Source organism: Methylobacterium sp. AC832 (assembly GCF_979256025.1).
Genome location: NZ_CEEDMV010000014.1, coordinates 18715 through 29269, shown reverse-complemented (window position 1 = coordinate 29269; position 10555 = coordinate 18715). Strand labels below are relative to the sequence as shown.

Annotated in this window: 9 protein-coding genes; 5 read left to right on the top strand and 4 right to left on the bottom strand. The window is 65.4% G+C overall.

The window, feature by feature from the left end:
- Positions 1-279: 279 nt before the first annotated feature.
- Together AC0IXR_RS24470 and AC0IXR_RS24465 are read left to right on the top strand one after the other, a co-directional pair.
- Positions 280-990, top strand: a complete 711-nt coding sequence (locus tag AC0IXR_RS24470; protein ID WP_056429667.1) for a response regulator transcription factor — start codon at positions 280-282, stop codon at positions 988-990.
- On the top strand, positions 987-2375 hold the full coding sequence (locus AC0IXR_RS24465) for a HAMP domain-containing sensor histidine kinase (protein WP_471762514.1): 1389 nt from the start codon (positions 987-989) through the stop codon (positions 2373-2375). Before AC0IXR_RS24470 ends, AC0IXR_RS24465 begins: the two co-directional genes overlap by 4 nt.
- 320 nt (positions 2376-2695) lie before the next feature.
- On the opposite strand, the gene AC0IXR_RS24460 is transcribed toward AC0IXR_RS24465, so the two are convergent.
- Positions 2696-3301, bottom strand: a complete 606-nt coding sequence (locus AC0IXR_RS24460) for a DUF2239 family protein (protein ID WP_471762513.1) — start codon at positions 3299-3301, stop codon at positions 2696-2698.
- 117 nt (positions 3302-3418) lie between these two features.
- Between AC0IXR_RS24460 and AC0IXR_RS24455 the strand changes: the two genes are divergently transcribed.
- From AC0IXR_RS24455 to AC0IXR_RS24445, 3 genes are all read left to right on the top strand, one after another.
- Positions 3419-3754 carry a GIY-YIG nuclease family protein gene (locus AC0IXR_RS24455; protein WP_471762512.1) on the top strand — a complete coding sequence of 112 codons (336 nt, stop codon included), beginning with the start codon at positions 3419-3421 and terminating at the stop codon, positions 3752-3754.
- Complete coding sequence (locus AC0IXR_RS24450; protein ID WP_471762511.1) at positions 3751-4680, top strand: alpha/beta fold hydrolase; 930 nt, start codon at positions 3751-3753, stop codon at positions 4678-4680. Before AC0IXR_RS24455 ends, AC0IXR_RS24450 begins: the two co-directional genes overlap by 4 nt.
- A gap of 311 nt (positions 4681-4991) precedes the next feature.
- Entirely contained in the window at positions 4992-7850 is a 2859-nt protein-coding gene (locus AC0IXR_RS24445; protein WP_471762515.1) for a bifunctional [glutamine synthetase] adenylyltransferase/[glutamine synthetase]-adenylyl-L-tyrosine phosphorylase, read from the top strand.
- Positions 7851-7961: 111 nt separating this feature from the next.
- On the opposite strand, the gene AC0IXR_RS24440 is transcribed toward AC0IXR_RS24445, so the two are convergent.
- From AC0IXR_RS24440 to AC0IXR_RS24430, 3 genes are all read right to left on the bottom strand, one after another.
- Positions 7962-8975, bottom strand: a complete 1014-nt coding sequence (locus tag AC0IXR_RS24440; protein ID WP_471762510.1) for an adenosine kinase — start codon at positions 8973-8975, stop codon at positions 7962-7964.
- Positions 8976-9072: 97 nt separating this feature from the next.
- The gene (locus AC0IXR_RS24435; protein WP_461222434.1) at positions 9073-9393 is read right to left on the bottom strand and encodes a hypothetical protein; all 321 of its coding nucleotides are present in this window, start codon (positions 9391-9393) and stop codon (positions 9073-9075) included.
- An 84-nt stretch (positions 9394-9477) separates the two neighbouring features.
- Positions 9478-10371, bottom strand: coding sequence for a protein-methionine-sulfoxide reductase heme-binding subunit MsrQ (locus tag AC0IXR_RS24430; RefSeq protein WP_471762509.1), 894 nt, complete (start codon positions 10369-10371; stop codon positions 9478-9480).
- Positions 10372-10555: the final 184 nt, after the last annotated feature.

The window sequence follows — 10555 nt, the reverse complement described above, 5'->3', positions numbered from 1 at the left end:
TGTGTCTCAAGACACGGGAGAGTCGGTCGCCGCCAGACCTGCACAGAACAGGATAACCATCCCCCCTCAACGATCACACCAAAACGCCCGCCTCATCCGAGGCGGGCGTTTTGCGTTCCAAAGTCGCTTTCCTTACCGGATGGTCATGATCCGGCCAAAGGGAGGTAAGGCGAGGCCCGGCACAGTCCCATCCTGTCTCAGAAGAGGGGAGGGGGCTTCGTGCCGATCCAAGCTCAAGCGGCTTTCCCGCGCATTCCCGACCACGTATCGTCCGGCCCCATGCGTCTTCTCATCATCGAGGACGACCGCGAGGCGGTCTCCTATCTCGTCAAGGCTTTCAAGGAAGCCGGTCACGTGCCGGACCATGCGGTCGACGGGCTGGATGGCTATGCAATGGCGCGGGAGGGCGATTACGATGTCCTCATCGTCGACCGCATGTTGCCGAAGCTCGACGGATTGTCGCTGGTTCGGTCCCTGCGCGAGCAGGAAGTCACCACGCCGATCCTGATCCTCTCGGCGCTCGGGCAGGTCGACGACCGGGTGAAAGGCCTGCGGGCTGGTGGCGACGATTATCTGCCGAAACCCTATGCCTTCTCCGAGCTGCTCGCCCGCGCCGAGGTGTTGGCACGGCGCCGTGCATCCACGCCCGGCACCGCCGAGGCGACGTCCTATCATGTGGGGGACCTGCATCTCGATCGCCTGTCGCACCGCGTCACCCGCGGCGGCCATGAAATCCTGCTTCAACCGCGCGAATTTCGTCTGCTCGAATATCTCATGCGCCATGCCGGGCAGGTCGTGACCCGCACGATGCTGCTCGAACACGTCTGGGACTACCATTTCGACCCGCAGACCAACGTCATCGATGTCCATGTCTCACGCCTGCGGGCCAAGCTCGACAAGGATTTCGACACCGCCCTGATCCATACGATCCGCGGTGCCGGCTATATCCTGCGACCGGACGATTCCTCGCGCTCGTCCGACACGCCGTGAGCGAGGCCGACGGTCTGCCCGCGCGTATCCGGAACCTGTTCCGGACGACGGCCTTCAAGCTGTCCTTCGCCTATCTGGTCGTCTTCGCGACATTCGCCTTCCTGGCTTTGGGCTATGTCGCCTGGAATGCGAGCCGCGTGCTCGACGACCAGATGGTGTCGACCATCGAGGCCGAGATCAACGGCCTGTCCGAACAGTACAAGGCAGGAGGTTTGCGCCGGCTGATCTCCGTCGTCGAACGCCGGGCCGGCGAACCGGGAGCCTCCCTCTATCTGGTCACGACGGCTGCGGGAGAGCGGGTCGTCGGCAATGTCGGAGCGCTCGCCGACGGAACCCTGGCCCAGCCCGGTCAGACCGAGGCCGCCTATGCCCGCAGCGGCCAATCCGACGTGCTCGACCGCCACGCCATTCTTCAGGTCTTCGTTCTTCCCGGAGGGTTCCGCCTCGTCGTCGGACGCGACGTGGAGGAGCGTGACCGGCTGCGCTCCATCATCGCGACGACTTTCGGTTCTTCCGTGGCCCTGGTCGTCATCCTCGGCGTCGTCGGGGGATGGTTCGTGGCCAGCCGCGTTCTCCGGCGGGTCGACGCCATGACGGAGACGACGCGCCGGATCATGGCCGGCGACCTCGATGGGCGGCTCGCGGTGGCCGGAAATGGCGACGAACTCGATCGCCTGGCGAGCAATCTCAACGAGATGCTCGAGCGTATTGGCGAGTTGATGCGCGGCTTGCGCGAAGTCTCCGACAATATCGCCCACGATCTCAAGACCCCGCTCACCCGGCTGCGAAACCGCGCCGACGAAGCGCTTCACGGCGCCGATACGCCCGAGCAATTGCGTGCCGCCATGGAGGGCGTCATCGAGGAGAGCGACGGCCTGATCCGGGTCTTCAATGCCCTGCTGATGATCGCGCGGCTGGAGGCCGGAAACGCGCAGGAGATCATGGCCCGGTTCGATCTCGGCCTCGTGGCGCAGGGTGTGGGCGAACTCTATGAGGCACTGGCGTCCGAGCGGGGGATGGAACTGGGCATCGAGGCGCCCGAAGGGCTCATGATCCGTGGCAATCGCGAACTCGTGGGCCAGGCCCTCGCCAACCTCATCGACAATGCTGTGAAATATGGCGGCGCCGGCGGAACGGTGCGTGTCACCGCCGAAGAGCGCGGATCCGGCATTGCGGTCATCGTCTCCGACAATGGTCCGGGCATTCCCGAGGATGCGCGCGGGCGCGTCCTCGGCCGGTTCGTCCGCCTAGAGGAAGCGCGGTCGCTACCGGGATTCGGTCTAGGGCTCAGTCTCATCAATGCGGTGGTGCGCCTTCATCAGGGCACACTCGCGCTGGAAGACAATCAGCCGGGACTTCGCGTCGTCATGACCCTCCCGGCCTGAAACTGCCTTACAAAACTTACCGTCGCCGTCGTCTCTCGCTCACGGCACAACGGCGCAGCGGGAGTTGCTTTGAGAGATCCAAAGCAGGCCCGCGTTGGCGAGCCCATGCTCCATCTGGTGGTCGACATCCGACGGATGGAACCGACGGCCTGGGTCCGTCCCGACCCCCTTGCCGATTCTCGAAAGGTCCGCTCCCAGGCTGTCGAGGCAAAGGCCAACGACCGGGTTGGGGTGGATTTCAGAATGTCAGCTTGCTGACGTGGATCTTGAAAAGCCGACGTTGTTCGAACGCAGACTTGAGCTTCCCGCCGGGCGTTTGCTCAGGCGAGCGCTGCAAGCTTAAGCGCATGGTCTCGTATGTTCGGGGGCCATGCCGTCATGTGGCTGGCAAAGCCTTTGGCATCCCCGGCGACCAGCGCCCGGATTGCCTCCTCAAACCCGGGTAGATCGCCCGCCAACGCTGAGAGGAAGCGGTATGCGGCCTCTTTCGCTGCCTTCATCCGGGTTTGCCCACCATCTGCCCTCCGCGCTTCGTCAACGAGGCGCCTTAACGCTTGCGATGCGCCGCCCGGCTGGGAGGCAAGCCACTCCCAATGACGGGGAAGTAGCGTCACCTCGCGAGCGATGACCCCGAGCTTCGGGCGACCACGGCTCCTTGGTGCACCATCGGGATCCGGTCGGCTCTCGACGGTGCCCGCGGCGTCTCCCGCATCCGCGAGTTCGGCGAAACGTGCGACGATCTCCGCCTCGGTTCCCCGCAGATCGAGGTCAATGACGGCGCCCGACCTGTCGTCGAAGGTCAAGATCGGATCGCCTTCTTCCGCCGCCTGCGCTTTCATGGCGAGAGCCACGTCTATCAAGCGACCGCTGGCGAGCCGCCGCACCCCCACAAACGCGGTGAACGTCCTCATCTGGTCGTCTGACATGGCACCTCCATCCTGACGTCATAGCCACAGCGAGCCCTTGTCGTCAATTTTACCCGGATGATATTACGCGTAAGTATCGGCTTCGATAGCGTCGCTGCCGATCTACGAGGGCTTGTGATGAGAACCGAAGACAGAAAGGTGGCTGTTAACGCCTACAAGAAGCGGGAGGTCGAAGGCGGCATCTACGCCGTCCGCTGCGTGGCGTCCGGTGAGGTTTGGGTCGGTGGGTCGCCCGACCTCTCCAAGATCCAGAACCGCCTCTGGTTTACCCTCCGGCAGGGCATGAACACGCACCGTTCGCTCCAGATCGCCTGGAATGCGCATGGAGCAGGGGCGTTCAGCTTCGAGATCGTCGAGCGGTTGGATGCTGAAGAGATTGGATACGTCCGCGACCGAGTGATGAAGGAGCGTCTTGTCCTATGGGCAGAGCAGCTTCGGGCTGTCCGGATATGAGCACAGAACCCAGTCCAGCACGTTTGACGGCCAACGGCGTCACCCTGGCCTATGACAGCTTCGGAGACGAGGCGGCTGAGACGATCCTTCTGATCGCGGGGCTCGGCACGCAGATGATCCGCTGGGCCGTCCCCTTCTGCCGCGAGTTGGTGACGCGCGGCTATCGTGTCGTGCGGTTCGACAACCGGGACACAGGACGCTCGACCCACTTTACCGAGCACGGCGCAATGGATTTCGCGGCCTTGGCCGCGACGCTTGCTGAGGGGCGACGGCCGGAACTCGCCTACACGCTCGACGACATGGCCTCAGACGCGCTCGGCTTGCTCGATGTCCTGTCCATACGCCGAGCCAACGTCGTCGGTCGCTCGATGGGCGGCATGATCGCCCAGATCATGGCAAGCGAGCACCCGTCCCACGTTCTCTCGCTTACCTCGATGATGTCGAGCACAGGCAACCCGTGTCTGCCACCGGCTGCGCCCGACGTGTTGGCAATGATGATGCGTCCCGCTCCCGATCCCGTCTGGGACGAGGCGGGCTTCCTCGATCACGGCGTCACCTTCGCACGCCGCATTGCTGGCACTGCTCATCCGTTCGACGAAGGGGGCTTCCGCGCTCTCCTCCAGGAGGAGGTTCGGAGAGGCCGTGCGCCGGGTGGGTTCGGACGACAGGTCGCGGCGGTTGGGGTGGCTGGTGACCGTCGCTCACGGCTTGCCGCGATCACGGCGCCGACACTCGTCATTCACGGGACGGACGATCCTCTCTTTCCTCCTGCCTGCGGTGAGGACACTGCAGCTTCAATCCCGGAAGCGGAGATGATGTTGATCGCCGGGATGAGCCATGATCTGCCGCCATCCTTGTACCGAGCCATTGCCGATGCAATCGAGCGAACCGCTCGTCGTTCGACCATCTCGGCATCAGGAGGGTAGAAGAGCACCATCTCGAGGGGTCGAACGACCGCTTTCGAGAAGGCAGCCGCGCCCATCCTATGACGTTGTCGGGCCGAATACGGAACGTCCGATTCCCGGCGGAGGGCTAAAGCCCGCTTCTCACCCATCGCGGATACTCAAGGCGGGTACCTTCCGTCAGATTTCCACCACGAGCTTGGGCTTTTGAAGTGTCGCGCGTTTTCTGACGTAGAACCAGTGCCCGCTTTTGCTGAACCCGCTGAGCCGGGAAAGGACAGCCCGTGACCGAGGAAGCGCCTTTGACCCAGCGCCTGACGAGGGCGCCCGTCCTGATGGATCCCGAGCGTGCGGCGGCACGGCTCAAGGAGGTCGAGGCCGCGTTCGCCCATCTCGATGAGGCGGGACGAGCGCTGCTTCTTGGCCTCGCCGACCATTCTCCCTTTCTCTGGCAGCGCGTGGTGCGGGACCCCGTGCGCGTCGCCGCGATGCTGGATCGATCGCCCGAACGCGTGGTGGCCGACCTCATCGCCCGGCAGCGCTCTGCCGCACGCCAGGAATCCGGAGAGGTCCGCGATCTCGACGCCGTCGCCGCCGAGCTTCGACGCAACCGCGGTGATCATGCCCTTCTGGTGGCCCTCGCCGATATCGGTGGGCTCTGGCCCCTGGCGACGGTGACCAAGGCGCTCTCCGATTTCGCCGATGCCTCCGTTCATGCGGCTGCCGAAGCTCTTTTGTTGCAGGCAGCCGAGGCCGGGCGGTTTTACCCCCATGACATCGCGAGCCCGCAGCTCAAATCCGGCCTCGTCATCCTCGGCCTTGGCAAGCTCGGGGCCGGCGAGCTCAACTATTCCAGCGACATAGACCTCGTCGTGTTCTTCGATCCCGATATCGCGCGGTTGAAGGAAGGACTGGCTCCGACGCCGTTCTTCTCCAAACTCGCGCAGGGGATCGCCAAGCTGCTGCAGGAGCGCACCGCCGAGGGTTACGTCCATCGCGTGGATTACCGCCTGCGCCCCGATCCCGGATCGACGCCGACGGCCATCTCGCTGAACTCGGCCTATCTCTACTACGAGAATCTCGGCCAGAACTGGGAGCGCGCCGCCTATATCAAGGCGCGCGCGATCGCCGGAGACATCGAGGCGGGCGAACACTTCCTGGCGGGCTTGCGGCCCTTCGTCTGGCGCAAGTATTTCGACTTCGCCTCCATCGCCGACGTCCATGCGATGAAGCGCCAGATCCATGCCGTGCGCGGGCACGACACGATCGCGGTCGCCGGGCACGACATCAAGCTCGGGCGCGGCGGCATCCGCGAGATCGAGTTCTTCGTCCAGACCCAGCAGCTCGTCTTCGGCGGGAGACGGCCGGACCTGCGCGGCCGCCGCACCATCGCGATGCTGGCGGCGCTCACCGAGGAAGGCTGGATCGACGGCACCGCGCGCGACGAGCTGGGCCAAGCCTACGATTTCCTGCGCACCATCGAGCACCGCCTGCAGATGGTGAATGACGAGCAGACGCAACGATTGCCGACCGAAGAGGCCGGCCTCGAGAGCTTCGCCCGTTTCGCCGGTTTCGCCGATGCCAAGGCCTTCGAGACGGAACTGCTCCATCACGCCCGGCGCGTGCAGGCGCATTATGCCCTGTTGTTCGAGGCGGAACCGGACCTGTCGGCTTCCGTGGGAAATCTCGTCTTCAGCGGGACGGACAACGATCCCGCGACCCTCGCCACCCTCCGGACCCTGGGCTTTGCCGATCCCGAGCGCGTGGCCGAGACGGTGCGCGGCTGGCATTTCGGTCGTCGCCCCGCTGTGCGCACGGCGCGTGCCCGCGAGGTTCTCACCGAGCTCGTCCCGGCCTTGATGCAGGCGCTCGGCGGCACGCCGAACCCCGATGTGGCCCTGGATACCCTCGACCGGGCCTTCGCGCGGATGCCGGCGGCGGTGGAACTCCTCACCATCCTGCGCTCGAACGATCGTCTGCGCCTGCTCTTCGCCGACCTGTTGGGAAGCGCGCCGCGCCTGGCCGAGACCGTCGCCTTCAGTCCCCATGTCCTCGACACGGTCATCGACCCGGCCTTCGTCGTGCCGAAGGTGGATGCCGAGGACATCGCCGCGCAGTATCACGGGCTCGTCGGCAAGCCCGCGGCCTACGAGGATTTCCTCGACCGCAGCCGGGACGCCGCGCGGCAATTGCGCTTCGTCACGGGGGCACGGCTGCTCACGGGCATCCTGTCGCCGCAGGCGGCGGGGCGGGCCTATGCGGGCATCGCCGATGTCGTCGTGGCGGCCAGCCTCGATGAGGTCTCGCGCCAGTTCTTCGCCGAGCATGGGGAGGTGCCTGGCGGGCGCTGTGTCGTCCTCGGCCTCGGGCGGCTCGGGGCCAACCAGATGACGGCGGAATCCGACATCGACCTCGTCGTGCTCTACGATTTCGATGCGGAGAACCGGACGAGCCTCGGGCCGAAGTCCATCGACGCGGTCATGGCCTATAACCGGCTGACGCAACGCCTCGTCGCGGCGCTGACCGCACTGACCCGGCGCGGCGGTCTCTACGAGGTCGATCTTCGCCTGCGTCCCGGCGGCGGGCAGGGGCCCGTGGCGGTGCAGATGCGGAGTTTCCTCCCCTATCAGCAGGGGGAGGCCGATCTATGGGAGCACATGGCGCTCACCCGAGCCCGGGTCGTCGCAGGGGATCGAAGTCTCGGCGACGAGGTGATGGCGCAGGTCCAGATCATCGTCGGGCTGAAGCGCGAGACGGCGGAGGTCTTCCGCGCGGTTCGCGACATGCGCCAGATTGTGGCCAGTGAGAAAGGGTTTGCGGGGCCGCTCGATCTCAAGCTGGCGCCCGGAGGATTGCTCGATCTCGACTTCATGGCCCAGGCCCTGACCCTGGCCCATGCCGAAAGCCATCCCGGTCTCGTCGGCCTCGATGCATCCTCCGTCTTCGCCGAGGCTGGTAATCGGGGCCTTCTGCCGGTGAACGAGGCGCGACGGCTCGGCGAGGCCTATCGCCTCTTCGACGACGTGCTCCATTGGCAGCGTCTCATGGGCGAGGCGGAATCGAAGGCGGGCGCGTCGGTGGCGCTGACGCGGCTCGCCATCGCCATGGGCCTGCCGGATGCCGCGACCCTGGCGGCGGAACTCGATGAACGCCGCGCCGAGGTCAGATCGCTGTTCGAGCGCCTGCTCGGTTGAGCCTCGCAGGCCCGCTTTCGCGGGCCTCCCGCACCGGAATCGGACCCATCTACCGCTTCTTCGTAAATCGCGTCCGATGGCGGTCGAAAGGGGGGTGCTATGGCGGTGATTTCAGAGGAGGCCGCGCGCCTTGGCCAGGGCCACGAGGTCGTGCTGCGGCCGGGCGCCGATATGCTGGATCACCTCCGCCGCCGCCAAGGCTCCGAGCCGGGCGCTCGAGACGTTGTCGAGGCCGCGGGCATGTCCGGCGAGGAAACCCGCCGCGAACAGGTCTCCGGCGCCGGTCGTATCCACCACTTCGGTCACCGGTGCGGCCTCGATGGCGCGGATCTCACCGCCCTTCACCACGATCGCGCCCTCGGCGGACCGGGTGACGAGGCCGAGGAGATGCATTCCGCGCTGGTTACGTTCGTCGCGCAAAGCTTTGATGGCCGCTTCTTCGTTGTCCGTCTCGTACAGGCTCTTCAACTCGCCGATATTGGCGAACAGAATATCGATGCTGCCGTCGCGGATAAGGCCCAGGAACTCCTCGCGGTAGCGGCCGACGCAGAACGCATCGGACAATGTCAGTGCGACGGCGTTGCCGGCATTGTGGGCGATCTTGGCGGCCTTGCGGAAAGCCTCTTTGGCCGCCGGCGGGTCCCAGAGATAACCTTCGAGATAGACGGTGCGGGCACTCGCCACGGTGGCCTCGTCGACATCGGCCGGTGACAGACCCTGGCAGGCGCCGAGATAGGTGTTCATGGTGCGCTCGCCATCCGGCGTCACCAAAATGAAGCAACGGGCTGTGGCAGGGCCTTCCGGAGCGGCCGGCACAGTGAAGGAGACGCCCGTCGCCTTGAGATCATGGGCGAAAAGCCCCCCGAGCTCGTCGTCGCGGACCTTGCCGATGAAGCCGGTCTTCGCGCCGAGGAGAGCCGCGCCCACCGCGGTGTTCGCGCCAGAACCGCCGGAAACGATGGTGGCCGGTCCCATCACCGAGAACAGGCTCTCCGCGCGGTCCTCGTCGATGAGCTGCATCGCGCCCTTGGGGACGCCCTGCTGTTCGAGAAACCCATCATCCGTCAGCGCGATCAGGTCGACGATGGCATTGCCGAGGACGAGAAGGTCGAGGGGAGCGGACATCGGACATCCTGTCTGGCGCTGGCGATGCCGCAGGCTGTGGCATCGCACCCAAGGAGGGTCAAGCGAGGGAAGGCGTCACGGGTCCGCGAAGCCCCCACTATTGCAGCGATTTCACCTCACACTGCGCGTAGTCGCCGCTCGCTTTCACATAGGCATTCAGCGCCTTCACATAGGCCTCGGCCAGGGGACGATAGGCCGCGATCTGGAGATTGTAAGCCTTCACCGCGTCGTTGAACGTGTAGGCCTCCCAGCCGGGGCATCCTCCCTTGGCATCGAGGCAAGCCGGCTTGGCGGGGGCGGTCGGCTTCGTCGGGCGCGTCGCCGGGTCCGGCGGCACGGCCTTCGCGCATTCCGCCATGGCGAAGGACGGAAGAAGGACTGTCAGAACGAGAGCCGCTCCAAGAAGCCTGACACGCATCGCTGGAATTCCCTCACGTTCGAGACGCCCACTCACCCGGACGGTGCTGAGCTTGTGCGTGAGGGACTGCGCTGCAGCAAGCGCTCAGCTCGCCTGGACCGCTTCCCGCCCGGACTGGTGGGGGGCAGGTCTGCCCTTGCCGCCTCTAGTCATGTCGGGACGCATCACGTTGAGCAGGGGCAGCGCGATGCCGGTGACGAGCACCCACCAAGCCGGGCGCAGGCCATCGTAGAATTCGAGATTGGCTCCGAGCACCGCGCTGGCGGGTACGCCGCTCTTCACCCCATACCACGCCGCTTCCACCAGGGCGGTGACGAGGGAGGCCGCGATGGCGAGGCCGAGGAGGGTGATCGCGTTCATTGGCAGGCGGAAACGCTGCATTCCCCGCCATCCCATCAGCAGAAGAAACAGGCCCGTCCAGTAGACCGGCGCCGACACGTCGATCTTGGCCTGAAGGAAGTAGTGGAACAGGCCGAGCACCGCGATGACGTAGACGGTTTTATGCAGGCGCGGCCAGGCTTTGCCGAGACGGCGGATCATCCCGTCCGTGGAGGTGATCCCCAATACGGTGAGACCGAGCAGGGCCACGAAGCCGATCGTGAGATAGAACCGCGAGACGATCTCGCTCACCACCTTCGACAGGATGAAATTCTGGTCCACGACATAGAGACCTAGATGGACGACACCATAGGCGAGGACGGTGAGGCCGAGCATGCGCCGGACCAGGATCAGCTTCGGATAGTTCGCGATCCGCCGCAGCGGTGTCACTGCGAGCGACAGCAGCAGGAAGCGCACCGCCCACTCTCCTGTGCTGTGAATGAGGGCGGTGATCGGCTTCGGCCCAAGGGCGTCGAGCCCATAGGCGGCGGCGAGCCAGAGGCCGGGCGCCAGCGCGAACAGGAATGTCGCGAGTTTCAAGCCCGAGACACGGCGGGCGCGGTCACGCCAGGGAGCGGAGAAAGCGGGTGTGGCAGGCATGAAGGTCCGTCATCGGAAAAGTCTTCACCCTCAAATAGGCGAGCGTGGGGACGATATAGGGTGGCCAGTCACACGTTCGCGCGAGACTGCCTGTTCCATTCGTATGGCTTCCGCCGAAGGTTACCTCTCCACCGTGCCGCTGCGGCGCATCCGTGGGGCCTCCCGTCGCCGTGCCCGGTTGTGA

What these genes read in the sequence shown, in the direction of transcription:
- AC0IXR_RS24470 (WP_056429667.1), top strand. Translation starts at nt 280, where the DNA reads ATGCGTCTTCTCATCATCGAGGACGACCGCGAGGCGGTCTCCTATCTC.
- AC0IXR_RS24460 (WP_471762513.1), bottom strand. Translation starts at nt 3,301, where the DNA reads ATGTCAGACGACCAGATGAGGACGTTCACCGCGTTTGTGGGGGTGCGG.
- AC0IXR_RS24455 (WP_471762512.1), top strand. Translation starts at nt 3,419, where the DNA reads ATGAGAACCGAAGACAGAAAGGTGGCTGTTAACGCCTACAAGAAGCGG.
- AC0IXR_RS24450 (WP_471762511.1), top strand. Translation starts at nt 3,751, where the DNA reads ATGAGCACAGAACCCAGTCCAGCACGTTTGACGGCCAACGGCGTCACC.
- AC0IXR_RS24445 (WP_471762515.1), top strand. Translation starts at nt 4,992, where the DNA reads ATGGATCCCGAGCGTGCGGCGGCACGGCTCAAGGAGGTCGAGGCCGCG.
- AC0IXR_RS24440 (WP_471762510.1), bottom strand. Translation starts at nt 8,975, where the DNA reads ATGTCCGCTCCCCTCGACCTTCTCGTCCTCGGCAATGCCATCGTCGAC.
- AC0IXR_RS24435 (WP_461222434.1), bottom strand. Translation starts at nt 9,393, where the DNA reads ATGCGTGTCAGGCTTCTTGGAGCGGCTCTCGTTCTGACAGTCCTTCTT.
- AC0IXR_RS24430 (WP_471762509.1), bottom strand. Translation starts at nt 10,371, where the DNA reads ATGCCTGCCACACCCGCTTTCTCCGCTCCCTGGCGTGACCGCGCCCGC.